The organism is Maribacter halichondriae (genome assembly GCF_027474825.1).
In the GTDB taxonomy this organism is placed as follows: Bacteria; Bacteroidota; Bacteroidia; order Flavobacteriales; family Flavobacteriaceae; genus Meishania; species Meishania halichondriae.
Window position 1 is genome coordinate 3,552,440 of record NZ_CP107030.1, and the last position, 23,689, is coordinate 3,576,128.

The 23,689-nt window shown below is 39.4% G+C and carries 28 protein-coding genes and 2 tRNA genes; 16 read left to right on the forward strand and 14 right to left on the reverse strand.

What is annotated here, in order from left to right:
* From N8A86_RS16535 to N8A86_RS16575, 9 genes are all read right to left on the reverse strand, one after another.
* On the reverse strand, positions 1 to 450 hold the full coding sequence (locus N8A86_RS16535) for a sterol desaturase family protein (RefSeq protein ID WP_273566390.1): 450 nt from the start codon (positions 448 to 450) through the stop codon (positions 1 to 3).
* A 1-nt stretch (position 451) separates the two neighbouring features.
* Positions 452 to 1,291, reverse strand: coding sequence for a phytoene/squalene synthase family protein (locus N8A86_RS16540; protein ID WP_273566391.1), 840 nt, complete (start codon positions 1,289 to 1,291; stop codon positions 452 to 454).
* Positions 1,292 to 1,300: 9 nt separating this feature from the next.
* Complete coding sequence (locus N8A86_RS16545) at positions 1,301 to 2,758, reverse strand: phytoene desaturase family protein (RefSeq protein ID WP_273566392.1); 1,458 nt, start codon at positions 2,756 to 2,758, stop codon at positions 1,301 to 1,303.
* Positions 2,759 to 2,771: 13 nt separating this feature from the next.
* Positions 2,772 to 3,674: a MerR family transcriptional regulator gene (locus tag N8A86_RS16550; RefSeq protein ID WP_273566393.1), complete on the reverse strand. Its 903-nt coding sequence runs from the start codon at positions 3,672 to 3,674 to the stop codon at positions 2,772 to 2,774.
* Positions 3,675 to 3,900: 226 nt separating this feature from the next.
* Positions 3,901 to 3,984 (reverse strand) — tRNA-Leu (locus tag N8A86_RS16555).
* Positions 3,985 to 4,235: 251 nt separating this feature from the next.
* Positions 4,236 to 5,381 carry a T9SS type B sorting domain-containing protein gene (locus tag N8A86_RS16560; RefSeq protein WP_273566394.1) on the reverse strand — a complete coding sequence of 382 codons (1,146 nt, stop codon included), beginning with the start codon at positions 5,379 to 5,381 and terminating at the stop codon, positions 4,236 to 4,238.
* Positions 5,381 to 8,056 (reverse strand): collagen-like domain-containing protein, encoded by a 2,676-nt coding sequence (locus N8A86_RS16565; protein WP_273566395.1) that lies wholly within the window; start codon positions 8,054 to 8,056, stop codon positions 5,381 to 5,383. The genes N8A86_RS16560 and N8A86_RS16565 overlap by 1 nt, the downstream gene beginning before the upstream one ends.
* Positions 7,984 to 8,298, reverse strand: coding sequence for a hypothetical protein (locus N8A86_RS16570; RefSeq protein ID WP_273566396.1), 315 nt, complete (start codon positions 8,296 to 8,298; stop codon positions 7,984 to 7,986). Before N8A86_RS16570 ends, N8A86_RS16565 begins: the two co-directional genes overlap by 73 nt.
* A 513-nt stretch (positions 8,299 to 8,811) precedes the next feature.
* Positions 8,812 to 9,057, reverse strand: a complete 246-nt coding sequence (locus N8A86_RS16575; protein ID WP_273569119.1) for a hypothetical protein — start codon at positions 9,055 to 9,057, stop codon at positions 8,812 to 8,814.
* Between N8A86_RS16575 and istA the strand changes: the two genes are divergently transcribed.
* Genes istA through istB form a run of 3 tightly spaced genes read left to right on the forward strand, consistent with a single transcriptional unit; the run spans position 8,956 to position 11,173 of the window.
* Positions 8,956 to 9,837 (forward strand): IS21 family transposase, encoded by an 882-nt coding sequence (istA, locus tag N8A86_RS16580; RefSeq protein WP_273569084.1) that lies wholly within the window; start codon positions 8,956 to 8,958, stop codon positions 9,835 to 9,837. The genes N8A86_RS16575 and istA overlap by 102 nt on opposite strands.
* The gene (locus N8A86_RS16585; RefSeq protein WP_273566397.1) at positions 9,834 to 10,409 is read left to right on the forward strand and encodes a Mu transposase domain-containing protein; all 576 of its coding nucleotides are present in this window, start codon (positions 9,834 to 9,836) and stop codon (positions 10,407 to 10,409) included. Before istA ends, N8A86_RS16585 begins: the two co-directional genes overlap by 4 nt.
* Positions 10,410 to 10,441: 32 nt before the next feature.
* A complete protein-coding gene (gene istB / locus N8A86_RS16590) occupies positions 10,442 to 11,173 on the forward strand; it encodes an IS21-like element helper ATPase IstB (RefSeq protein ID WP_273566398.1) in 732 nt (243 codons plus the stop codon).
* A 2-nt stretch (positions 11,174 to 11,175) separates the two neighbouring features.
* Here the strand turns inward: istB and N8A86_RS16595 are convergent, their stop codons facing one another.
* Positions 11,176 to 11,589 (reverse strand): Fic/DOC family N-terminal domain-containing protein, encoded by a 414-nt coding sequence (locus N8A86_RS16595; protein WP_273566399.1) that lies wholly within the window; start codon positions 11,587 to 11,589, stop codon positions 11,176 to 11,178.
* A gap of 616 nt (positions 11,590 to 12,205) precedes the next feature.
* Entirely contained in the window at positions 12,206 to 13,186 is a 981-nt protein-coding gene (locus N8A86_RS16600) for a GlxA family transcriptional regulator (protein ID WP_273566400.1), read from the reverse strand.
* Between the two features lie 147 nt (positions 13,187 to 13,333).
* On the opposite strand from N8A86_RS16600, the gene N8A86_RS16605 reads away from it, so the two are divergent.
* From N8A86_RS16605 to N8A86_RS16660, 13 genes are all read left to right on the forward strand, one after another.
* Entirely contained in the window at positions 13,334 to 13,747 is a 414-nt protein-coding gene (locus N8A86_RS16605; RefSeq protein ID WP_273566401.1) for a VOC family protein, read from the forward strand.
* Positions 13,744 to 14,100, forward strand: coding sequence for a nuclear transport factor 2 family protein (locus tag N8A86_RS16610; RefSeq protein ID WP_273566402.1), 357 nt, complete (start codon positions 13,744 to 13,746; stop codon positions 14,098 to 14,100). The genes N8A86_RS16605 and N8A86_RS16610 overlap by 4 nt, the downstream gene beginning before the upstream one ends.
* Complete coding sequence (locus N8A86_RS16615) at positions 14,101 to 14,805, forward strand: DNA alkylation repair protein (RefSeq protein ID WP_273566403.1); 705 nt, start codon at positions 14,101 to 14,103, stop codon at positions 14,803 to 14,805.
* Complete coding sequence (locus N8A86_RS16620; protein WP_273566404.1) at positions 14,806 to 15,216, forward strand: SRPBCC family protein; 411 nt, start codon at positions 14,806 to 14,808, stop codon at positions 15,214 to 15,216.
* A 3-nt stretch (positions 15,217 to 15,219) separates the two neighbouring features.
* The gene (locus N8A86_RS16625) at positions 15,220 to 15,600 is read left to right on the forward strand and encodes a DoxX family protein (protein WP_273566405.1); all 381 of its coding nucleotides are present in this window, start codon (positions 15,220 to 15,222) and stop codon (positions 15,598 to 15,600) included.
* A gap of 100 nt (positions 15,601 to 15,700) precedes the next feature.
* Positions 15,701 to 16,156: a DUF1569 domain-containing protein gene (locus tag N8A86_RS16630; RefSeq protein ID WP_273566406.1), complete on the forward strand. Its 456-nt coding sequence runs from the start codon at positions 15,701 to 15,703 to the stop codon at positions 16,154 to 16,156.
* 46 nt (positions 16,157 to 16,202) lie between these two features.
* The gene (locus tag N8A86_RS16635) at positions 16,203 to 16,565 is read left to right on the forward strand and encodes a hypothetical protein (RefSeq protein WP_273566407.1); all 363 of its coding nucleotides are present in this window, start codon (positions 16,203 to 16,205) and stop codon (positions 16,563 to 16,565) included.
* A 225-nt stretch (positions 16,566 to 16,790) separates the two neighbouring features.
* Positions 16,791 to 17,207, forward strand: a complete 417-nt coding sequence (locus tag N8A86_RS16640) for a hypothetical protein (protein WP_273566408.1) — start codon at positions 16,791 to 16,793, stop codon at positions 17,205 to 17,207.
* 176 nt (positions 17,208 to 17,383) lie between these two features.
* Positions 17,384 to 17,605, forward strand: coding sequence for a phosphatase PAP2 family protein (locus tag N8A86_RS22070; protein ID WP_430682206.1), 222 nt, complete (start codon positions 17,384 to 17,386; stop codon positions 17,603 to 17,605).
* 218 nt (positions 17,606 to 17,823) lie between these two features.
* The gene (locus N8A86_RS16645) at positions 17,824 to 19,209 is read left to right on the forward strand and encodes a hypothetical protein (protein WP_273566409.1); all 1,386 of its coding nucleotides are present in this window, start codon (positions 17,824 to 17,826) and stop codon (positions 19,207 to 19,209) included.
* A gap of 220 nt (positions 19,210 to 19,429) precedes the next feature.
* A complete protein-coding gene (locus tag N8A86_RS16650; protein ID WP_273566410.1) occupies positions 19,430 to 20,365 on the forward strand; it encodes a hypothetical protein in 936 nt (311 codons plus the stop codon).
* Positions 20,366 to 21,016: 651 nt separating this feature from the next.
* Complete coding sequence (locus N8A86_RS16655; protein WP_273566411.1) at positions 21,017 to 21,175, forward strand: hypothetical protein; 159 nt, start codon at positions 21,017 to 21,019, stop codon at positions 21,173 to 21,175.
* Between the two features lie 197 nt (positions 21,176 to 21,372).
* A complete protein-coding gene (locus tag N8A86_RS16660; RefSeq protein ID WP_273566412.1) occupies positions 21,373 to 21,750 on the forward strand; it encodes a hypothetical protein in 378 nt (125 codons plus the stop codon).
* Positions 21,751 to 22,052: 302 nt separating this feature from the next.
* Here the strand turns inward: N8A86_RS16660 and N8A86_RS16665 are convergent, their stop codons facing one another.
* From N8A86_RS16665 to N8A86_RS16675, 3 genes are all read right to left on the reverse strand, one after another.
* The gene (locus N8A86_RS16665) at positions 22,053 to 22,691 is read right to left on the reverse strand and encodes a site-specific integrase (RefSeq protein ID WP_430682163.1); all 639 of its coding nucleotides are present in this window, start codon (positions 22,689 to 22,691) and stop codon (positions 22,053 to 22,055) included.
* Positions 22,691 to 23,275, reverse strand: a complete 585-nt coding sequence (locus N8A86_RS16670) for a phage integrase SAM-like domain-containing protein (RefSeq protein WP_273566413.1) — start codon at positions 23,273 to 23,275, stop codon at positions 22,691 to 22,693. The genes N8A86_RS16665 and N8A86_RS16670 overlap by 1 nt, the downstream gene beginning before the upstream one ends.
* A gap of 229 nt (positions 23,276 to 23,504) precedes the next feature.
* Positions 23,505 to 23,577 (reverse strand) — tRNA-Lys (locus N8A86_RS16675).
* Positions 23,578 to 23,689: the final 112 nt, after the last annotated feature.

Genomic DNA, 23,689 nt, shown 5'->3' on the forward strand with positions numbered 1-23,689 from the left:
CTACTTCTTGAAGTACTTGAAGGGTACGAACAACATTCCGAAACATTCACCTTCTTCTTTCCCTAGATGTTTATGATGGATTTTATGGGCCCTGCGTACGCCTCTGGCGTACCAATTGTTGGCATTTCTGAACATTTTAAAGCGCTGATGGATAAAAATATCGTGCACCAAGAAGTAGGCGATACCATAGGCCAGAATTCCAAATCCTAAAGGCCATCCGTACCAAAAATCGGTCTGTGCGCCCAAATAAAAGAACACCATGCTTACAATGGCATAAAAAATGAAAAAGGCATCGTTTCTCTCGAACCATGAATCATGGTCTTTCTTGTGGTGATCTTGGTGAAGACTCCAAAGAAATCCGTGCATAATATATTTATGGGTGAACCAAGCCATAAATTCCATGATGGAAAAAGTACCTAAAAAAATCAATATCCAAATCAGTATTTTCATTCTAGAATAAATTTAATTTATAATTGACATACGATTTTGCCAAAAGTCCGAATTTTTGATAGTTGGGTACGCGAATCCGTGCATTCTTGATTTCTAATGAAGGTGTGTTTTCAAGCTTCTTTAGCAGTTTATAATAATATTTATAGGCCGTATACACGCCAAATTTTGCTTCTTGTGGCAATTGAACGATACCGGAATATCCCAAGTGAAAATCATTTTTAATTTCATTGATGATTTTCTGTTTGGATGCTTCATCCAATTCCGACAAATTAGTATTCGGGAAATAGGTACGGTTCAGATGCTCGAAATCGGCTTTTAAATCCCTTAGAAAATTGACCTTTTGAAAAGCTGAGCCCAAGGCCATTGCTGTTTCTTTTAAATCTTCATATCTTTTTTCTTCTCCTTTGACAAAGACTTTTAAGCACATGAGCCCGACAACATCTGCCGAGCCATATATGTATTCCCGATATTCCTCCTCGGTGTGATATCCGGTCTTGGTCAAGTCCATGCGCATACTCTTCATAAAGGCCGATACCAAATGCCAAGGGATGCCGAAGCTATGATAGGTATGTTGAAAGGAATTCAAAATAGGATTTAAACTAATCTTATCCGATACTGCGGCTTCCAAGTCTTTTTCAAACTTGTCAAAGAGTTTTTCTTTCTCATAATCATGAAATGTATCCACAATTTCATCGGCAAAGCGAACAAAGCCATAAATATTATAGATATGCCCCCTTATAGAGATGTCCAACATTTTGGTAGCCAGCGCAAAGGAGGTGCTGTAAGACTCTGTAACGAGCTTACTGCAAGAATAGGAAACATTGTCGAAAATCGATTTCATCGGCGATTGTCAATTGTTTTTATATATGAGTTCTGAAACCAATTTTCCTGAAATCAGTGCAGGCGGCACACCGGGACCGGGCACCGTCAACTGTCCTGTAAAATAGAGGCTCTCGACTTTATTACTTTTTAGTTTGGGCCTAAGAAAAGCGGTTTGCATCAATGTGTTGGCCATTCCGTAGGCATTTCCTTTATATGAATTATATTCCGACACAAAATCGTTGATACAGAAAGATTCTTTGAAAATAACGTGCTCCGTAACCGTTTGACCCGTTTTGTCTTGAAACCTGGCCATAATAATATCAAAATACTGCGACCGTAATTCAGGAGTATCTTCAAGACCTGGAGCCAAGGGAACTAAAAAGAACCCGGTTTCACAACCTTCCGGAGCCATACTGGCATCGGTTATCGATGGAAAATTAGCATAAAACAAGGGATCGGTCGGCCATTTCGGATGATCATAGATTTCTTCGGCGTGCAGCTCAAAATCGGTATCAAAAAACAAATTGTGGTGCTCGATATTTTTCAATTTCGTATCGAAGCCTACATAAAACAATAGCGACGAGGGGGCGAAGGTTTTTTTGCTCCAATAATTTTCAGAATACTGGCGGTGCACAGCATCCAATAGGGTTTCGGAATGATGGTAATCTGCACCACTAAGCACTATGTCTGCTTCTATATCTTGATTTTTTACCTGTATTCCCAGAACTTTTTCGTTCGAAACATGTATCTTTTCAACAGTGGCATCGGTATAAATCTTGACCCCTAATTCTTCCGCGAGACTTCGCATCGCCTTAATAATTTCGTACATACCTCCTTTCGGATGCCAAGTACCAAGTCCAAAATCGGCAAAATTCATGAAGTTGTAGAAAGAAGGGGTATCGCTGGGTTTTGCGCCCAAAAAAAGTACGGGAAACTCAAGCGTCGAAACAAGTTTTGGATTTTTGAATTTCTTTCTGACCTGTCCACTGATGGTCTTGAAAAACTGGTCTACCTTCAAGATGGTTTCTTTGGTCACCAGTTCAAAGGGTGATAGTCCCGGTCTCAATACCACTTTATTAATGGCAATATCATAGTTTTCTTGAGCCTCTAAAATGAACTGTCTCAGTTTTGCCGAACTACCTTTTTCAATGCGTTCAAATTCTACGCATATTTTGTCCATACTGTCGCCAATGGTAATCTCGTCGTCTGAAAAGAAGATTTTATATGCCGGGCTTAGTTTATCCAACTGATAGTAATCCGATGTTTTTTTGCCAAAATCGGCGAAGAACTTATCGAAAATATCGGGCATCCAGTACCAACTGGGGCCGATGTCAAAGGTGAATCCGTCCTTATTTAGTTGTCGCGCCCTGCCTCCTACGGTCGTGTTCTTTTCATAGATAGAAACATCGTATCCCATTTGGCTCAAATAGCAAGAGGCCGAAAGGGATGAAAATCCTGAACCTATGATGATTACTTTCTTTGGCATGCGAGAACGAATTTTAAAATTCTTTGCAAATCTCTTGTATAGAAGTAAACGTACGAATATAACTTGGTAATGTTTCTTTCTTTAGATATTGTGTTTGATATCCCATTAACCAAAGTTGTGATGAATTGCCTTCATCTTTCATCATTTTATCAAAATCCTTCAGATACTTGTTTATTCTTTCCTTATTGGGTACTACCGTAAAATAAGAGACAAAAACCAGATTGTCAAAGTATTTCATTACATCTCTCAGGTTTTCAAGCGGCACGGTTTGGCCTAGGTAAATTGATTTATACCCGTTACGCACGATTTCATAATTAACATACAATAATCCTATTTCATGAATCTCGTTTTCAGGAAGATAAGGTACGAAGACCCTATCTTGTTTGACAGGTTCTACGTGTTGTAGTTTTTCTGTATTGATATGTATTTTTTGTTTTATCAACCCGGTAATAAAGTGTTCATTAGCGGGAGTAACCGAATCGGTCTGCCACAACATTCCGATTTCATTAAGTAGGGGAACAAATATTTCACTGAAAATTTCTTGAAAGGTTTTTTCCGCCAACAGCCCATCATACGTATTAAAGAATAATGTCTGGTCAAAATTGACCATGGCTAACTTAAAAGCATTAATGGCGTGACTCTTTATCGTACTGTTCGCCGCTAAGGCTTTGACAGTAACCGGAATTTCCTTTTCAGGAATTTTCGCAATTTTGGAGATTTTGTAACCATTGTTGTAAAGAAGTGTGATATTCAGCAATTTTTGCAGACTTGCCAGACTATAGGTCCTTATATTGGTACTTGTTCTTTCGGGTTCCAATAAATCGTATCGTTTTTCCCAGATTCGAATGGTGTGCGCCTTAATGCCTGAAAGATTTTCGAGGTCTTTTATGCTAAAATACTTTTTTACATTGTTCATATATTTGAACTAAACTTTAAACAAATTTAATATTTTTATCTATGTTGTTAATACAAGATCAAGTTAATTTTTTATAAAGATCGACTATTAGGGTTTAAAAAATGTTTCAAACTTAAGTTCGAAACATTGTCTTATGGGGGTCCTGAAGCTCAGGTAGAGCTTTCACGGTCAAGATGACGATGGAATATTTAACATAAAAAAGCCAAGCAAACTGCTTGGCTTTCTGTGCGCACGAGAAGACTCGAACTTCCACGGCCTAGTGGCCACCAGCCCCTCAAGCTGGCGCGTCTACCAATTCCGCCACGTGCGCATGGTTTTAGAATGCAAATATAATGCGGTTTTCGGTTTCAAAAAATGTATTTTGATCTTAAAATGTCATTCTAAGTTCAACGTAGTCCAATACTCTCATGATAAGAAAATCAATTTTTGTTTGACCCCTTATCTTTAGTTTTCCGATAGTTAGGAAATTGTTCTTCAATATGTTCTCAAATCATTGGTTTTAATACTTCTCAATAATTGAATAGAAGAAAGTGATCAAAAGTTTTGAAAACGCAAAGACCTTCAACGTTTAATGTAGAAGTAACCCTGATGCCTCATATTTAAATCATGAAGTTCAAGTAGATAGAAGTACGTGCCTTCAGGTAGAATTTTGGTGACTGATTCTCTATTGGCGTTCCCTGTAAATTCGTCTTGATAGTTGGACATTTCATATACCAATTTGCCCGTTTTATCATAAATCATTATTCTATTTTTTGGAGATTGTCTTGTTGTCTTAATAATAAGGTTATCGTTAGCTCCATCTGAGTTTGGGGTTATTACATAATTTCCAGGCATGTTATCACTTAATTCAAAAAGAGTTCCTACGGTAAAAATATTATAGTCATTCGCATTAAAAGTATTAGAACTGACCTTGCCTTTTTCTGGACTACCCTCTATTGTGGTATTACCAAGATTTTCCCACTGTTCGTTATTCTTGCTCCAACCAACTACAATTACATTTTCTAGTTTATCAATTTTAGAAGAAAGATCACTCTCGGCATCCCAGGTTAAAGTTATTTGAATAATTCCCGAGGTTGTAAGACTCCAGAATTCCTTTGAATTAATTTCACCTATACTAATGGGTTTTTTAGACGTATCAAAACTCTTATATAGGCTTTCAGGATTGCTGGGATTCTCGTAATAGTATTCGCATTTTGCGAAGAATGTTCCATCTATGAATCTAATACCTAAAGGGCGTAATTTGGCCTGATTGCCTATAGGAAAGGTAAACTCTCTTTGTCCCTCAATTGCAACATGGCCGTCTATTTTTGAAAGATCGACTGCCCCTTCATAAGATGATTTCTTTACCAACCGAACGTAGACGTTCTTGTCATTTCTTGTTGTTTTAATATCACCGTAGATAAAATTGAGTGAATTACAAACCGTGATTGGGATGTCTATAAAAAGATGATTCTCCACTGCTATTTCAAGATCGTAAAAAAACGGACTAAAAGCACCTGAAATCAAAGACTGGTTCTCATTATAGAAACCTACTAGACCTTTACTCTCAGAAAAAGCACCATCATTAACCAAATTCGAATAAAATCCGATAGTGCCATTATTATGGACTTGAACATTGCCAAAATTATGAAAGGTATCTTGCCCTTGGGAAAAATAACCTTGAAATAAGCACAATAAAAAAGTAAAAGATTTATGATATACCTTCATTATATTTCTAATTTATCTGTATGCTTCAAAAGCACGATAAGACCATCCGAAAAGTTATCTATTACCAAAGTGAAACCGTTGGTATTAAAATTAGAAACCCGAGCCGTTGTTTTTCCAAGGTCATCGCCGTTGGTATTTGTATATCGTATGCCGATAGAGTGGCTGCTTGAGGCAAAACGAGAAATGTCATTAATTGAATTTCCACTTCCTCCAACAAATATAACCTGTTGTGAAATGGAGTTTTTATCATCTCTGGCAAACCCCTTCATATTACCAAAAGTATTGGCAATTGTTTTGTCATTATTCCGTACACCATTATCAGCGTCTATATTAAAATCTTCGATATTCGCCATCGCAGTAAACGTAACGGAACTGGGTTTGAATGGTATTTCGGAAATCGTTATTGTGCCGGAATTGGTTATTTTAATAGAACCAACATATACTCTGGGTAAAGCATCAACATAGTTTTTTGTTGTAGCGTCTTGAGCTTCAGTTGGGTTTGCTAAATCTGAAATTTTATTTTTGCCGGCGCTATTATTTTGTTTTAAAACTTCCGTTAGATTCTGATCATCCGTAGCCGGATCTCCGGTTTCTCCCTTTTCTCCGGTATCTCCTTTTTCTCCCTGTTTACCTTGTGGTCCGACTTCTCCTTGTGGCCCAATATCGCCTTGAGGTCCTTGCTCCCCGGTGTCACCTTTCTCGCCTTGTTTTCCTTTTTCCCCTCTCACTTCGGCCATACCTTTTAAACTCTTAGTTATTTCTAAGAGCCCAGGTCCTTCTGGCCCCTGTGGCCCCATTGGACCAGTATCGCCTTTTTCACCCTTTTCTCCTTGCTTGCCTTGCGTTCCAATTTCACCCTGCGGTCCTTGCTCTCCAGTATCGCCTTTTTCTCCTTGCGGTCCGACTTCTCCGTGTGACCCGATTTCCCCTTGAAGACCTTGCTCCCCGGCGTCACCTTTTTCGCCTTGTTGGCCAACTTCACCTTGCAGTCCGATATCGCCTTTTTCTCCTTTTTCCCCTTGCTTACCTTGGGGACCGATTTTCCCTTGAGGTCCCTGCTCTCCGGTATATCCCTTTTCTCCTTGCGGTCCGACTTCACCTTGTGGTCCGGTATCGCCATTCTTACCTTGTTCCCCTTTGGGGCCGATTTCGCCCTGAGGTCCCTGCACTCCGGAATCACCTTTTTCGCCTTGTTGGCCAACTTCACCTTGCGGTCCGGTATCGCCGTTTTTACCTTGTTCTCCTTGGGGACCGATTTCGCCCTGAGGTCCCTGCGCTCCGGCATCTCCTTTTTCTCCCTGTTTGCCTTGCCGTCCGACTTCACCTTGGGGTCCCTGCTCTCCGGAATCTCCCTTTTCTCCTTGCGGTCCGACTTCACCTTGCTCCCCGGTATTGCCTTTTTCGCCCTGTTTGCCTTGCGATCCAATTTCACCCTGCGGTCCTTGCTCTCCGGTATCGCCTTTTTCTCCTTGCGGTCCGACTTCTCCGTGTGGTCCAGTATCGCCGTTTTTACCTTGTTCTCCTTGGGGACCGATTTCACCCCGAGGTCCCTGCTCTCCGGTATCACCTTTCTCGCCTTGCTTTCCTTGAGATCCGATTTCACCCTGAGGTCCCTGCTCTCCGGTATCGCCTTTCTCGCCTTGTATTCCTTTTTCCCCTCTCACTTCGGCCATTCCTTTTAAACTCCTGGTTATTTCTAATAGCCCAGGCCCTTCTGGCCCCTGTGGCCCCATTGGACCGGTATCGCCTTTTTCTCCCTGTTTGCCTTGCGGTCCGACTTCACCTTGCGGTCCTGTATCTCCTTTTTCTCCCTTTTCTCCTCGCTGTCCAGTATCGCCGTTTTTACCTTGTTCTCCTTGGGGACCGATTTCACCCCGAGGTCCCTGCTCTCCGGTATCACCTTTCTCGCCTTGCTTTCCTTGAGATCCGATTTCACCCTGAGGTCCCTGCTCTCCGGTATCGCCTTTCTCGCCTTGTATTCCTTTTTCCCCTCTCACTTCGGCCATACCTTTTAAACTCCTGGTTATTTCTAAGAGCCCAGGTCCTTCTGGCCCCATTGGACCGGTATCTCCTTTTTCTCCCTTTTCTCCCTGCTTGCCTTGCGGTCCGACTGCTCCTTGTTGCCCAATTTCTCCTTGAGGTCCTTGCTCCCCGGTATCACCTTTTTCGCCTTGAGGTCCAGTTTTACCCTCAGGCCCTTGTTCCCCTATATTACCTTTTTCTCCTTGCTTACCTTCGGGGCCGATTTCGCCTTGAGGACCTTGCTCCCCAGTTTCACCTTTTTCTCCTTGCGGTCCGACCTCCCCTTGGCGTCCTGTATCTCCTTTTTCTCCTTTCTCACCGTGGGGCCCGATTTCACCCTTTTCTCCTTGTTTACCTTGGGGACCGATTTCACCCTGCGGTCCCTGCTCACCGGCATCACCTTTCTCGCCCTGAGGTCCCTGCACTCCGGCATCACCTTTTTCTCCCTGTTTGCCTTGGGGACCGATTTCACCCTGCGGTCCTTGCTCTCCGGTATCACCTTTTTCTCCTTGCGGACCTGTTTCCCCAGTTGAACCAGTCAAGTCTTTGGTATTAAATGAAGATCCGTCCGAATTTTTGATCAAAAAAGTACCATCTCCGTTATCAATAAAAGAAACATTCCCTTGGTTCCTTGCGCACACAGACTCTCCCATTGCTTACCATTATATTGATAAACACAAGATTCTTCCGTATTGTAAACTAATGCCCCAGCTAAAGGCTTTATTTTTTGCATTAATGAAGAATTGACTCTTGTCAAAACCAAAGCTTTATTTCGACTTTCTAATTCAAGCAAGGATGCCCCATCAATATTTTCATGACTGTCGCCAATTTTAACTTGTGAGTAGGAAATATTGAGGAATAAAATAAAAATCAGAACTGAAGGGAACTTGTACATAGTTTGGTTGATGATGTTTTTATTGAGAGCAATGATAACTAAACAGACTACAGATACAGAAAATATGTTGTGAAATAGTAAGAAAAGTATGTATAATACAAAATTAGTGAGGTGGGAATAATCTTTCGAAGGATGTAATGGATATTTTCCTATTTTCTAAAACCCCTATATATCTGATATTCAATAACTTTATTCGGAGTTACAAGAAAGGGTTTTTGATATGAGAATTATCTAGGCACTTTAATTTTACTTTCCGGAAAGTCTTTTTTTAGAAAATTACATCGCTCTTTTTAATCCAAATAGAAATCTGGCGTACTCATAATTTCGCACGAATTTTCTTTTCTAGATATTTTTTATCAAAGTTTGAAAGACTCATTCCTTCAAGATAATCTTCTCGTAGTGATAGTAACATAGGATGCAAAAAACGGGCATAGTATACCACCCCGGGCGGGTTAAGGTGAGCATAGCGTGGCGGGGCAAAGTGAGCCACCCCGGGCGGACGAAAGTGAACCACTAAAAAATCGATTCTATTTGTGGGTTACCATCGGTTCTTTTGTAAAAAAGACGATGGCAAACAAACAGATAGATATGCGCAAGGCAAAACAGATTTTCAAATTGCACGGCGATGGCGCGAGCAAACGGGGCATCAGCAAGCAGCTGGGCCTCTCCCGCAATACCGTAACCAAGTACATCGACTTCTTCAAGCGGTACAAGCTGACTTCCTATGAGGTGTCCGCAATGACCCTGGAGGAGATCCACAGGCTTTTCCGGTCGGACCAAAAGCCCAAGAGCGAACAATTGAAGACCCTAGAGAAGTACTTTCCCTATTTTGACAGGGAGCTACGCAGGACGGGTGTTACCAAGCAATTGTTATGGGAGGAATATTACGAGAAGCACCCCGACGGCTTCAAGCTCTCACAGTTCAGGTACTGGTATCGGGAATGGACAAAGGAAGTCTCCCCCGTAATGCACTTTACCCACAAAGCGGGCGACAAGCTATTCATAGATTTTACGGGGAAAAAGCTTGTTATCGTAGATAGACATACGGGGGAGCTGCAAGAACTGGAAGTCTACGTATGCGTATTGGGAAGTAGCCAATATACCTATGTCGAGGCCTGTGCCAGCCAAAAACTGGAAGACTTCATGCGCTGTACCGAGAACGCCCTCTGGTTCTACGGCGGCGTCCCCCGAGCAATGGTTACGGACAACCTTAAATCGGCCGTTACCAAGAGCAGTCGTTACGAGCCCAAGGTCAACGAGACATTTGCCGATTTCGCCGAGCACTACGAAACGGCCGTGCTTCCCACAAGGGCTTACAGGCCGAGGGACAAGGCCATCGTAGAGAATGCCGTCCGGATAATCTATACCCGGGTGTTCGCGCCTTTGCGCAACCAGGCCTTCCATTCCATAACCGAAATCAACAAAGCCATATCGGAACTATTGAAAACACACAACGACAGGTCGTTCAGGGGAAGGAGTACTCCCGGTACTCGTTGTTCAAGGAAGTGGAACGGCAAGAACTCAAGTCCCTTCCATTGAAGCGGTACGAGATAAGATCCTACGCAAAGGGGACCGTCCACAAGAACAGCCACATCTACCTTGGCAAGGACAAGCATTATTACAGCGTACCCTATCGGCACATCGGCAAGCGGATCGAGATCGTCTACACCCATAGCTTCGTCGAGATATACCACAGGCACGAACGCCTTGCCGCCCATACAAGGAAAAGGCAGAAGTACGGGTATACCACCATGGCGGAGCATATGCCATCGCACCATCGGTTCGTCAGCGAATGGAGCAGCGAGAAGTTCATCGCCTGGGCAGGGCATATCGGCGACCATTGCAAGGGATACATCATCGGGATACTCGACAAGAAACAACATCCAGAACAGTCCTATAAGTCCTGTCTGGGCATACTCCACTTGGCCAAGAAAGTAGGAAACCAGCGCTTGGACAATGCCTGCAGGCGCGCATCCGACTATGGGGCATACAATTACAAAATGGTAGAGCGTATCCTGAAAAAGGGGTGGGACGTCCTTGAAGACGACCCACTGGACAAAACCGAGGTGCCCGACCATGAAAACATCAGGGGAGGGAACTATTACAAATAATAATCGCTTAACAATAATTAAAAACAAGTATCATGAACGAACAGACATTGGAACAAATGAAACAGTTAAGGCTCCACGGAATGATCAGGGCCTTCAACACCAGCCTCTCGTCCCAGAGTATCGATTACACCAACGATGAACTGCTGGCCTACCTTATGCAGTCCGAATGGGACGATAGGCAGAACCGCAAGATAGAACGCCTGACCAAGGCGGCCAGGTTCAGGTACAGTGCCGTAATGGAAGCGATAGACTACACTTCCGAAAGGAACATCGACAAGAACCAAGTGCAACGTTTTGCGTCCTGCGGATTTATCGGCAGAAAAGAGAACATCCTCATTACGGGGAGCACGGGCGTGGGCAAAAGCTATATGGCCTCCGCCATAGGCCATCAGGCCTGCTCGATGGGCAGCAAGGTCATGTACTTCAATACCGCAAAGCTCTTTACCACGCTCAAGACATCAAAGGCCGACGGTTCATATCTAAAACTGATAGGCAAGCTCGAAAAACAGGACCTGCTGATACTGGACGACTTTGGCCTGAAACCCTTGGACAATATCAACAGGCACTCCTTTATGGAAATAATAGAGGACAGGCACGGAAAACGATCGACGATAATAGCTTCCCAACTGCCCGTAGAGGCATGGCATGAGATCATAGGGGAAAAGACCATTGCGGACGCAATCCTCGATCGCTTGGTGCATACCGCACATAGGATAGACATAAAAGGGGAATCAATGAGAAAAAAACTAAGGAATAATCACTAATTTTAACACACGAATGAATCGATTTTAAGCACTTCGTTTACACTGCTCACTTTCATCCGCTGTGGGTGGTATACTTTGGCCGCCCTATCCACCAATCCGTGCCAGAGAGCCTCCTTATAGCTTATAACTTCTTTGGTTGCAGGGTTGTCAAATTTTTTATCAGCTACAATGGCCTGATACAAGTCGTCATTTGTTGTAATTATGTTTTCTATTTCAGAGCTTGCTTTTGCTTCTTGTAAATGAATGGTGTCCAGAAAAAGTCTAGGGTTAGGTAAATTAGTTATTGCTCCATTTAGTTTGGATAATGTCCTACTTGCTGTAATGGTTTTGCGAAGAACCGCTGTAGTTTCCAAATCCTTTTTTGGGGGGAGTAATGGTAAATCGTTGTATGGAATATCTTTGTTAAACGCAGCCATTTGTTAAGGGTCGAATTTACACTCGTTCTGAATACGAGGGTAAATATACATATAAATTACCCTTGTTTGGTTGTCAAATGTAAATTTTACTCCCATTAGATTTCTACCAATTTATTTTGGGGGAAGAGCAAGAGGGTAACGCGCTAAAGCGGCGTTACGTTCTATATGTTCCTTATTTCCAGCACCTTACTTAAAATACAAACCCTTGGGAAAGCCCATATTTGCGGCAAATGAAGCGGGAACCCCAATAAAATGGCAGAAATTTGCGGCAAATACCATTCTTGAAAAGCTTTTTGAATTTTTACTAATTTGAGTCAAAAGGCTCTGTAAGCCATATAAAAAGGAAAGAATTTGAGTCAAATCGGTGTAATTTGCCTCGCAAGCAGATTAGTTTGTGTAAGTATTTGGGACTTGCAGCACGAAACTTCGTTTCGCTCGCATATCATATTTGAAATTTTCAGTTACGACGAAATTTGTGGTCCCGTAAAAGGTAAATAAACGAAACTACTAAAAGAGACCAGAAATAAGACAATCATCTCAGAGTACTGTCGTTTTGTAATAGTGTCCTATTAATCGGCCGATTTAAAGGACAATTCTTTTTTTGATACCACGATTATCAGTATACGGCGGTGATACTATACTTCTTCTGATAGTCCTTAGGTGACATACTGGTTACTTTACGAAAAACATCCCTAAATGCCTTTGGATCTGAATAACCTACTTCGTACATTATCTCGTTTACATGTTTTCGCCCTTTTTCCAATTCCTTTTTGGCAGCTTCGACTTTTACCCTTTGAAGGTATTCCAGGACAGTATTGGAGGTAGCGTTTTTGAACCTTCGCTCAAAAGTTCTTCGGCTCAGTGCCATATCTTCGCATAAATCGTTTACCGATATTTTATCCTGATAGTTTTGCTCAATATATTCCTGTGCTTTGAGTACGGTTTCGTCCTTATGGGTTTTTTGACCTGAGAAAATCATAAAAGGCGATTGACTGCTGCGGTCAATGTCTATCATAAATCCTTTCGCAACCATAATAGCTGTTTCCCGTCCTGCATGTTTTTCAATTAAGTAAATAATAAGATTGGTAAAGGCGTAAGCACCGCCGCTTGTATAGATACCATCTGCTTCGGTTACAATTTTTTCATCTGTCAAAATCACCTTTGGAAATAATTGCCTAAAAACACCAGCTTGCTGCCAATGGGTAGAACATGGTTTTCCGTCCAGTAATCCTGTAGCTGCCAGAAAAAATGATGAAATACAAAGACTCACGATTTCAGCACCTTCCTTATAGTGACTGATTAACCAGGGCATAAAATCACCGTTGTCCTTTAGACTTTTTTCATAATCCTCATGAATGGCAGGAATGATAATCAAATCCGTTTTCAATACTTCTTCGATAACAACTTCCGGCGTGATAGCAAATAACCCACCAGAGGTATCAAGTTGTCTTTCTAGACCTACCAATTGTATGTCAAAAAGCGGTTCTTGACCTGTTTGTCTCAGAAATTCATTCACCCAGGATAACATTTGATGAGTACCTGCTATGTTCACTACACTTACGTGTCCTTTTGGAACAAGAATAGAAACGTGCTTCATTTTGTTTAACTTTATAGCTTGTAAATATATTCCATTTTATTGTCGTAATCAACCTGTAGGGTTGACGGAAACACCCTTTGTGTTTTGATTTTATCTAATAAATTTGTGTAACACATTTGAAAACAATGTTTTATGAAAATCAATAATATGAAAACAATCTGGCTCAATCTTCCTGTTAGGAATATTCAAAAATCAAGGACATTCTTCAACAAAATCGGTTTTCGTGAAAACCAGATGCACAAAGAAGCTAAGGATTTGGCTAGTTTCCTCATTGGTGAAAATGATTTTGCAATGATGCTTTTTCCAGAAGAAACCTTTAAGGACTTTACTCAAAATGCAATTGCAGATACAACCAAAGGAAATGAAATGCTCATTAACATTGATGCTCAATCTAAAGAAGAAGTTGACGCTTTCGCGAAAGCAGTCGAATCAGCAAGCGGTACGGTATTCGCAGCACCCTCTGTAATTGATGGTTGGATGTACACCTTTGGCTTTGCCGACCTCGATGGCCACCGGTGGAGTATGTTGTATATGGATACTGATAAAATGCCTAAAACATGAATATTTCACAAGAAGAAATCGCCATTGCATTTTCAAATGGGGAATTTGACAGAACCTATCCCTTCCTAAAAGAAGACATTGTTTGGGAAATAGTAGGCGAAAACACCTTTAAGGGTAAAGAAAATGTAATTGCCAATTGCAAGCAGACTGCCGAATATTTCAATTCGGTGGAAACCATTTTTAAAATAGAGGATATAATAAAATCCGACAACCGTATAATTATCCGAGGTACAGCTGAATTTAAAAAAGAAGGTAAAAGGGTTAATTTTATAAAGGCCTGTGATGTATATGAGTTTGATGATGAAGATAAAATTATAAACATTTATTCATATTGTATCCCAGAAAAAAAGTAAATGACCGCCAATCAATTCATAGAAAAACTAGCAACCTTTAAAAACGAAAAGGAACTCGACAAAGTAGCAAGATTCTTCAAAGGCAATGATGGTATGACAAAGGCTCTAGGGGTAAAATTTGGAGATGTCTTTAAAACTGCAAAAGAGTTTACCCAAATGCCTTTGGAAGAAATCAACAAATTGCTGGACAGCGAATATTATGAAATCCGGATGGGAGCTGTGAGTATTATGGATTATCAGGCTAAAAGAAAAAAGACCAGCGAAGAACGTAAAAAAGAACTCTTTGAGCTATATCTAAACCGTCACGACCGATTAAATAATTGGGATTTTGTTGACCGTGGTTCGTATAACATCATTGGTGAATATCTGATTGATAGACCAAGGGATATTCTTTATCAGTTGGCCAAGAGTGAAAATATCTGGGAACGGCGTACCGCTATTGTAAGTACCTATGCTTTTATCAAAAAAGGGCAGTTGGACGATACTTTTAAAATTGCTGAAATGCTAGTTTACGATAACGAAGAACTAATTAATAAAGCTGTTGGTAGTTGGATACGCGAAGCAGGAAAGAAAGATGAGAAACGATTGAAATTCTTTTTAGATTCTTATGCTGCCACGATGCCAAGAGTCACGTTAAGATACGCGGTTGAAAAAATGGATAAGGAAAATAAGAAACACTATATGAAACTTAAAAATCAAAAATGAATGAAAACAATCACGGTACAAACTAATATCAATACTAGTTTGGAAAAAGCCTGGAACTATTGGACAACATCTAAACACATTACTAATTGGAATTTTGCCATACCCGAATGGCATTGTCCAAATGCGGAAAATGATTTAAGCATTGGTGGTAAATTTTCATTAAGTATGGAAGCTAAAGATGGTAGCATGGGATTCGATTATTCTGGAACTTACACTAAGATAGAACCCATTTCATTGATTGAATATGCCCTTGAAGATGGGCGAAAAGTGCATATCACCTTCAATCAAAAGGGAGATACCATTGAAATAATAGAAACCTTTGAGGTAGAAGACAGTAATACATTGGAACAACAACGACAGGGGTGGCAGTCGATTTTGGATAATTTTAAAGCATATACTGAAAATAACTAAATCATGGAAAAGCAAATCTCAAAAACACGCCTTTGGATTTCTTATATTCTACAAGGTAGTATCGTGATTATGTTCCTAATGGGGGCAGTAATGAATCTCATGCAAACGAATGAAGCCATTAGCGGGGCTACGGAAATGGGCTATCCAGAATCTTCTGTGATATATCTTGGATTAATACTACTGGTTAGCACGGTGCTATATACCATTCCCAAAACATCGGTATTCGGGGCAGTACTACTCACCGGATGGTTGGGAGGAGCTGTTGCTACGCACGTTATACATAGCGACCCTATGTTCAACCTATTGTTTCCAGTGCTTTTTGGAATCGTGATGTGGTTAGCGTTATGGCTTAGGTTGCAAAAAGTACAGCGATTGTTCTCGTAAAAATTAGTGATATGAGAGGAAATATTTTATTGCTTATTAAAGAATGACAATTCGAAAATTGATAATGACCCTTGATTTAACATTGAACAAAATTTAAAATATGAAAACAATTTTTGATAAAGACACCCGAGACGGACTTATAGAGAGAACAAATCAACTTGATTCGGAAAGTAAAGCTCTATGGGGCAAAATGAATGTTTATCAAATGACAAAACATAGCATAATATGGAATCAATGGGTATTAGGTGTTGATAATAAAATAGAATACAAACAAAGTTTTCTAGGCAAACTCTTCGGAAAAATAGTGCTCAAGAGTAGCACAAAAAACGATAAACCATTAGGTAAAAATGAACCGGCAGGTTCCGATTTTACAGTCAAGGAAAAAAGCGGAGACGTAGAAAAGCAAAAACACACTTTGATTGAATTAATTGAACAATATGAAAATTATGACAATCCCGATTTTATTCACGACTTTTTCGGAAAAATGACGAAGGATGAGATTGGAATTTTTGCTTACAAGCATTCAGACCATCATTTACGGCAATTTGGAGTATAAAAAAGGCAAATTTTCAAAGTGAGATAAAACAACCTAAAAATAAAACATGGAAGAATTCAAAAACATGTTTATTGAAAATTCAAAAGCACTAAAAATGGGCTTGATTCTACGCAAACTTATCTATGAATCGTTCCAAGATATTGAAGAGTCTATTGCCGGTGGCGCCAAGGTAAAACTGGCACTATATAGTAGAGGTGGAAAAGACAAAGTTCTTTGTGGTATTCAGCAAGGGAAAGGAGATACATGCATGTTATATGTTCATCATCTGGATTCCATTTCGCATGATAGACTGAAATTCAGCGGTAGTGGGAAACATGCCAAACGAATAAGGTTTACTGATGAAAATCAAATTATAAATGAAGATATCAGTTGGCTGTTTTCCTTGGTACAGAATAATTCCCCATACTGAACTTTGACTCTTCTTAAGATAATTACTTTTGTCTCCCGTAAAAAGAACCAATTCTGGGACTGTCCTTATTACCTAAATCAGTATATTAACTCGCCGTTTTTTGACACTTAGACTATAGCACCATATGACTCGCATAAGTTGGATATAATCATTAACTATATATCCTTATATTGGTTAATAACTATATTCCTAGGTTGGCAACAATTATAAAAAAGCACCAAAAATATGACAGAGATAATAATTAATGCTACTATTTCTTTAGTGATTATCAAATTATTGACAATCAATCAAAAGGGCTATTGGGAAGATCACTTTAAAGTCATTTTAAGAGCAAAATTGGAGATAGTAGTATGTTTGATTTTGTTAGGATTATCGTATTCATCAATTGAACTCCATAAAGTCAAAAAAAATGAACACACAGAGTTTACAATTGGAAGTTTAGACCATAAATCGATTGAACAAATCAATTTTTTAGATAGAAGCATAGCTGGAAGATGGGACATTGAAGCCAAAGACAATGGAAAAATATTTAAGAATATTGCAATTTATCTAATTCCTCTCTTTCTATTTTTATTTAAAGGCAGTATTAAAAAGAAAGCTTGTTTTGTTTTTTATTTTTTCTCAAGGATACGTACTCACTGAAAGTTTAACAGGTTTGACAAAAGGGCTCGTTGAAAGATATCGGCCTTTCGCATATATGTCAAAAAGTGGACTTGAAAATTTAAGTGTAAAAGAAAAAGAAAAATTTTTAGAGGATATTGGTGATTATGATATTTTGAATTCTTTTTTCAGGAGATGCTAGTATACTCGCTTATGGGCTGGTTTTTTTTGCCTTCTCTTACAGTCTGATTTACAACAATCGCATTAGTAAAAATGTTGTTTGGATTGCCGCTTTGTTAGGAGTTTTTTTAGGATGTTATTTTAGAACTTTATCAGGTAAACATTTCCCTACGGACGTTATAGTTGGTGGTCTAGTAGGATCTTTGGTGGCTGTAGGAATTTTAAAATTACATATCAGCAAGAGAATTGAACTTGAGTAGTAAAATAACTGCTGCCAACAAAATGTATAAGAAATGGCGCTGAAAAGGAGGACATTTTTTTATTTTTGCTCAGCGCCACTTCTTATACATAAACGTTAGCAGTAATAAGTCCATTGACATACGTGTTACATTCTAATCGCAAGGAATCCACATATGAAGAAGCAAGATAAAATGTAACCTAGAAGCCGATTTGTGCGTCTAATGGTAAAACATGGCTCATGAAAACGGTTTCCGCTCCAATATTAACGATTATCGTGTTTCTTATTTTCACATCATGTAGCAAAGAAAATATATCACCTACACAGGAAGGGTCCGATTGGATCATAGAGACAAATAACACTATCACGACTTCTATGACAGTTGGAAACCTGACTGTAAAAGGAAATTCGATTTTGACAATTGACTATACCTCCAGTCCTGACAATACATTGATCGTTAAAGGTAATTTAGTAGTAGAAGATGATGCACAGCTAATTATTCTTGGAAATAAAGATTTAATGAACGATGAGTTTATCATAGCCAATGACTACAGTTCGCAATTCAACATAATAACCAAGGGTAATAGCATCTTAAGGATCGAAAACATCAACATGCGAACGCAAACGGGCACAGCCGCTGAGAACGGAAGCATTTACATGTCTTATGATGCTATGGACAACTCTTCTATGATAATAGATGGCGCCAAATTAGACAACGAGTCGAGCTGGTTGCTCGGAAATTTTAGAAACCAGTCGAAATTGGTGGTCACCAACTCCGTTTATATTCCAACTGAGATCTATCTTAATGACTCCTGTTCTGTTACCATAAACGGAGCGGAAACCAAAACAGGTTTATGGATGTCACTTACCACTGGGTCACATAATATTCAGCTTCCCAATGTGGGTACCGAGACATGGTTCTGGAATGCCGGTTCCAATCTTGGAGCAGGGGTTCATTGGTCTCTGTCTGTTGTCAATTCTAATCCCGGACTGGGCGTTCAGTTGTTTCCGGAAGCCACTGCAACAATAGCTGGACATGGCGTGTCTCCGGGCGAATTGACTATTGGATATTTCGTATCCAGCAACAACGAAACTATTGATGATCTACAGATTGGGCTGCAGAATGGGGAGATCATCCCCGGACGACTCACACTTAATAACGTCAATCTTGGGCCAATCGCCTGGCAGATTTATTCGGTAACATCATCTTCATTAACTATCAATAATTCTATTATTAATGAAATTGGTATTGTTGGTGATGGCATGGTGACTATCAATAATAGTCTGCTTCAATTTGCTGTATTGGCGTGTTATGGTCAAAATAGTTCATTGACAATAAACAACAGTGAGGTCTGGAATCAGTCGATTGAAGCGGACAATAATGGTTTGATTACATTGGGTAATTGCAATGTTTATGGCTCCCATTTCATAACTAAACAAGGCCAGTCAAAGATCACCATTGAAGGAGGTGCATTTCACGACAATCCACCTATTGACCCGAATACCATATTTGTGGATGTCGCCACCGGGCAGGCAAACTATAATCCTTTTAGCGCTCCAGGACCACCAAAAAAATCAGGAACTGGTGTAATCACTTGCGAGGCAGTTTCTAACTGCACATGGTAGCTGGATTGTTACCTATGACAGAATACTGACAAAAAATTTGTGATTGGCAGAGCTTCGAAAAAAGTGGGACCGAGTGCCTTACGACTGCTAACACGGCGCATATTTCATTGCGGAAATTTAGTGTTGCTTAGTAGTTTTTGTTTCTTAATTTAGATTGGTCACACGGGACAGTTTTGCAGCAGGTCGCAATGAAACCTGCATTAATTCAAAAGAGTAATAGATGAAAGTCAATCCCTTTTTTGAGATTATACTCATATCATCAATGATTCTTTCCTGTTCGTCAAGGGATAAAGAAATTGATGAATCGTTAACTTTTCCTTCCTTCGGTACAGAAATAGAAGTTACCATCAATGGCTTATCCTTCGATGCAATGGAGCCATTTATATCTTCTAATGGGAACTATTTGTTCTTTAATAACTTAAACGATGGTATAAATACAAAACTTTATTATGCCACGAAGGTCAATGACTCGACTTTCAACTATGTTGGCGAACTAGCAGGAACAAATCAAACTACAGAACCTCATTTGGACGCGGTGGCCGATATGGATGCCCATAATAATTTTTACTGGACATCGACAAGAAATTATCCCGCCGAATTGAATAATCTGTTTCGTGGAACCTTTGGAACTGGGAATGTTGTTGATATTCAAAGAGTGCAAGGGGATTTCAATATGAATACTCCTGGCTGGCTCATAATGGACCATGGAATCAGTTTGGATGGTGAATTTTTGTACTTCAACAATGCAAGATTTGATGATGCAATTTGTCAAGGCCCCTGCGAGACTACATTGGGGATTGCCAAAAAAGAAAATACTTCAACTTTCAATACTCTTCCAAATTCGGCATCAATTTTACAAAACGTCACTGATGCCAACTATATTTACTATGCCCCCTGTATAAGTAGTGATGACCTAGAATTATATTTTACAAGATATTTAAAGGGGCCAATTACTCCAAGTACGGTTTTTGAAATATGTGTAGCGATACGAAGTGATAAGTTATCCGAATTTTCTATTCCAAAAGTTCTGTTTTCCGACATTATTTCAAATTTAATAGAAGCTCCCACTCTTACATTGGATAAAAACATCATTTACTACCACAGAAAAATCTCGGGTTCGCATAAAATAATGATGAGATATCGAGATTTATTATGAATAGTTATTTTAAAACAAACTAATGCCAACAATACCTAAGGCAAACAGGGCGATAAGTTATGAATTCAAAAGCTTGGACGTATTTGCGAAGTCCGCCAAATTGAAAATTACACGATAACGAAATATTCAAATTTGGCAATTAAAAAGAAAAAATAATTACAAAACCCGCGCAAACGTGCCTTTTCGGTATGGGCAGGCAAAAAGCTCTGGCTACGAGCGCAGACCACGGCTTTGGCGTTGCGAACGGAAACGAAAAGTTTCCTTGCCTACCCTACTTGCCATACGAGCCGAACCGTTGACGGCAATTTTTCCAACGTCTCATAAATCCAACGATTTCAACAACCAAAGTATTCCCTCCTTAATAAAACTTCAAATGAAGGACTAGAAAACGTCACAAGTTAAATTTAATTTGCTAAGCTTCTAATAAGGAAAATGAAAAAGGCCCGTATTTGAAATACGGGCACTTAATCTGGAAAAAATTTACTTTGAATAACTAACTCGACCCAAATCTAATATTAATGCTTGATCGGAGAAAAAATTTGTTGTCAATGGCATGTAATAAGCCGCCTAGGTAGTGGCTTATGATGTTAAACCAGTTGGATAATTAAAAACTAGGGCTATTTTTGGCAAATACCAACCGTTACCCTATGTATGGCAAGAATCGAAATTTCGGGTACTCCCGATGAATTGGAGAGAATTGGGACCTTCCTTAAAAACAACAATGTTGATTTTAAAATGGTTAACGATTTTGCGAATTACTCGTTGGAAGAACAAAAAATGTTCGACAGAATAATTGAAAAGTTTAAATAAAGGATTAATTGGATTCCAGTAAAAAGAACAATCCATAAGACTCTGCTTCTTTACTAATCTGTCTCATTTACTTGCCGTTTTAGGAGTCTTTCTTTTTGAGCAAATCAATATGTTTAATTGTTTACTTTTATTGTACATGTAGAATTAATATAGATCATGTGATCTATATTCCTACGTTCTCAGCAATCATAAAATGAATGAAAATTATGGTATCTAATTTGATAATTGAGCTCATTTTAAATAAAAAGATAAACATCCTTTTATCCATTTTATTATTTCCATTTATTGCTACGTATGGTCAAGCAAACAGTGATAATTGCAGTACAGGAAGTTTTAGAATTGTTCAACCTTTTTTGGGTGAATGGGAAGAATTCGAACTTAAAGATTCTTTGGAAGTTTATATTGGACGACTTTCAACTAGACTTAATGTGGACGGCTGCGTTTTAACGCAAAGCTTTATTTCCGCTGACTCAACTTTTTCTTATCTATCCCACGGTTATGTCAATCCAGCATCAAATGTCTGGGAAGAAACGTACGTGTTTAGTTCGGGGGTTATTCTAAGTTTTTATGGATAGTTGAGGGCAATACTCTCTATACGCTTAGAGTTGGAGGGTCTCGCAAAACCGACTATCTCTATCGATTAAATTATATAAACATAAATAAAGATGAATACACAGTTGCAGGGCAGGAATCACGTGATGGAGGAGAGACATGGGTATCCATAGATTCAACAAGGATAAAAAGGGTTGAATAATCCAAAACTGCTGAGAACAAAGTGCAAAATGTTCATGAGGACCATACACCCTCACACCATTTGCACTAACCGTTTCAAAAATTTCTCAAAAAGAACGATTTTTAGTACAAAAAAAACAAAAGTTTATTTTGGATATTGATACTTCCCCCTTAAAATATTCATGTCCTCGCTCAGTTTCTTGTCGATAACCTTGGCATAGATCTGAGTCGTCTTTAATGATTGGTGCCCCAACATTTTGCTTACAGATTCAATGGGTATTCCATTGGCTAAGGTTACCGTAGTGGCAAACGTATGCCGGGCCAAATGGAAAGTCAAGTTTTTCTCAATGTTGCAAAGAGTTGCAATTTCCTTTAGAAATACGTTGGTCTTCTGGTTACTAATGACGGGAAGCAACAATCCATTCATAGATTTTTGTGTATGATTGACATATTTGGATAGAATTTTCTGGGCAGCGGGGAGTAGGGGAATGATGCTGCGGGAATTGGTTTTTGATCGATTTATTTTTATCCACCGATTACCATCCATTCCAAATACAATATGAATCTTTGAAAGCCTACGGACATCTACATATGCCAATCCGGTAAAGCAGCAGAACACGAAGATGTCACGTACTTGGTCTAAGCGTTTCAGGGGAAGTTCTTTCTCAATTATCGAGCGAAGTTCAGCTTCTGTCAAAACGTCTCTTTCAACCTTTTTCCAATTAGCCTTCCAATGATAAAAAGGGTCTTTCTTCACCCAATTGTTCGCAAAAGCGATACGCATTATTTTTTTAAAGTTGACAACGTATTTGGTTGTAGTATTTTGATTGCCAATTTTTTGGTCTTTAAAAAGTGGTGAAAACGATTTATAAAATTTAAGTCCACTTCTACTATAAACAGATCTTCCAACTTAAATTCTTTATTGATAAAAGCCGCGAGGTGATTCCGAGTGCGTATGTGTCGTCTGTAGGCTCCGTAAGAATAATCCAAACCTACTAATCGTTCAATTTGAGTATTGTGTTCATCATAAATTGAAAGTAGAGTTTTATATATATATTCTTTGTTCAACAGCTTGTTTTTAATAAGTTTCGCATTAAAGGGTCTCTTTTTGATTACAAGCCTGGCATGAATGCCATAAGCTTTGCACTCCAGTTCATCTATGTAATGATTCAAGGCATTTGTTTTGGAGTTAGAACCTTTAACCCTTCCCTTAACAGAACACCATTTTTCAGGACGTATTTTTCGTTTAGTGCTAAATTCCGCTCTTAAGCCATTCACCGTTATCCTTAGATAAATTGGGGCTTTGCCAAGTTTGTCTAACTTACCCTTTCTGAGGTAACTTAAAACCGAGAAGGAATGGGTCTCCATTTGGAAGCGATTTTTCTTAATTCAATTTGATTATAAATTCCTCTTAAAAAATTGATGACCAATTTTTTAACATTGATTCGGTGCCCTTTTTACGAATTCCAAAATGGGGCACCGAATAGGGCACCGCGACAGATGGTTCGTTTTGATATCAAATGAATACGAGAAAAATAAAAAAGCCCTAAAACAGTACGTTTTAGGACTTTTTTGAATAGTTTTGAAGGTCTAAAAGTGACCTGGCTGGGGCTCGAACCCAGGACCCTCTCCTTAAAAGGGAGATGCTCTACCAACTGAGCTACCAGGTCTTTTTTTGACAGAACTTACGGCCCTGCCCGCCGAAGCGAAACAAACATTTCGCGTAGGAGGGTGCAAATATAAGATCATTAATTTATTTAACAAGTCGATTTCTATAGAAAT

What these genes read in the sequence shown, in the direction of transcription:
- N8A86_RS16630 (WP_273566406.1), top strand. Translation starts at nt 15,701, where the DNA reads ATGAAAACAATTTTTGATAAAGACACCCGAGACGGACTTATAGAGAGA.
- N8A86_RS16595 (WP_273566399.1), bottom strand. Translation starts at nt 11,589, where the DNA reads ATGGCTGCGTTTAACAAAGATATTCCATACAACGATTTACCATTACTC.
- N8A86_RS16635 (WP_273566407.1), top strand. Translation starts at nt 16,203, where the DNA reads ATGGAAGAATTCAAAAACATGTTTATTGAAAATTCAAAAGCACTAAAA.
- N8A86_RS16560 (WP_273566394.1), bottom strand. Translation starts at nt 5,381, where the DNA reads ATGAAGGTATATCATAAATCTTTTACTTTTTTATTGTGCTTATTTCAA.
- N8A86_RS16645 (WP_273566409.1), top strand. Translation starts at nt 17,824, where the DNA reads ATGAAAACGGTTTCCGCTCCAATATTAACGATTATCGTGTTTCTTATT.
- N8A86_RS16600 (WP_273566400.1), bottom strand. Translation starts at nt 13,186, where the DNA reads ATGAAGCACGTTTCTATTCTTGTTCCAAAAGGACACGTAAGTGTAGTG.
- N8A86_RS16605 (WP_273566401.1), top strand. Translation starts at nt 13,334, where the DNA reads ATGAAAACAATCTGGCTCAATCTTCCTGTTAGGAATATTCAAAAATCA.
- N8A86_RS16570 (WP_273566396.1), bottom strand. Translation starts at nt 8,298, where the DNA reads ATGTACAAGTTCCCTTCAGTTCTGATTTTTATTTTATTCCTCAATATT.
- N8A86_RS16565 (WP_273566395.1), bottom strand. Translation starts at nt 8,056, where the DNA reads ATGGGAGAGTCTGTGTGCGCAAGGAACCAAGGGAATGTTTCTTTTATT.
- N8A86_RS16550 (WP_273566393.1), bottom strand. Translation starts at nt 3,674, where the DNA reads ATGAACAATGTAAAAAAGTATTTTAGCATAAAAGACCTCGAAAATCTT.
- N8A86_RS16540 (WP_273566391.1), bottom strand. Translation starts at nt 1,291, where the DNA reads ATGAAATCGATTTTCGACAATGTTTCCTATTCTTGCAGTAAGCTCGTT.
- N8A86_RS16620 (WP_273566404.1), top strand. Translation starts at nt 14,806, where the DNA reads ATGAAAACAATCACGGTACAAACTAATATCAATACTAGTTTGGAAAAA.
- N8A86_RS16610 (WP_273566402.1), top strand. Translation starts at nt 13,744, where the DNA reads ATGAATATTTCACAAGAAGAAATCGCCATTGCATTTTCAAATGGGGAA.
- N8A86_RS16665 (WP_430682163.1), bottom strand. Translation starts at nt 22,691, where the DNA reads ATGCGTATCGCTTTTGCGAACAATTGGGTGAAGAAAGACCCTTTTTAT.
- N8A86_RS16625 (WP_273566405.1), top strand. Translation starts at nt 15,220, where the DNA reads ATGGAAAAGCAAATCTCAAAAACACGCCTTTGGATTTCTTATATTCTA.
- N8A86_RS16640 (WP_273566408.1), top strand. Translation starts at nt 16,791, where the DNA reads ATGACAGAGATAATAATTAATGCTACTATTTCTTTAGTGATTATCAAA.
- N8A86_RS16545 (WP_273566392.1), bottom strand. Translation starts at nt 2,758, where the DNA reads ATGCCAAAGAAAGTAATCATCATAGGTTCAGGATTTTCATCCCTTTCG.
- N8A86_RS16535 (WP_273566390.1), bottom strand. Translation starts at nt 450, where the DNA reads ATGAAAATACTGATTTGGATATTGATTTTTTTAGGTACTTTTTCCATC.
- N8A86_RS16655 (WP_273566411.1), top strand. Translation starts at nt 21,017, where the DNA reads ATGGCAAGAATCGAAATTTCGGGTACTCCCGATGAATTGGAGAGAATT.
- N8A86_RS16660 (WP_273566412.1), top strand. Translation starts at nt 21,373, where the DNA reads ATGAAAATTATGGTATCTAATTTGATAATTGAGCTCATTTTAAATAAA.
- istB (WP_273566398.1), top strand. Translation starts at nt 10,442, where the DNA reads ATGAACGAACAGACATTGGAACAAATGAAACAGTTAAGGCTCCACGGA.
- N8A86_RS16615 (WP_273566403.1), top strand. Translation starts at nt 14,101, where the DNA reads ATGACCGCCAATCAATTCATAGAAAAACTAGCAACCTTTAAAAACGAA.
- N8A86_RS16670 (WP_273566413.1), bottom strand. Translation starts at nt 23,275, where the DNA reads ATGGAGACCCATTCCTTCTCGGTTTTAAGTTACCTCAGAAAGGGTAAG.
- N8A86_RS16650 (WP_273566410.1), top strand. Translation starts at nt 19,430, where the DNA reads ATGAAAGTCAATCCCTTTTTTGAGATTATACTCATATCATCAATGATT.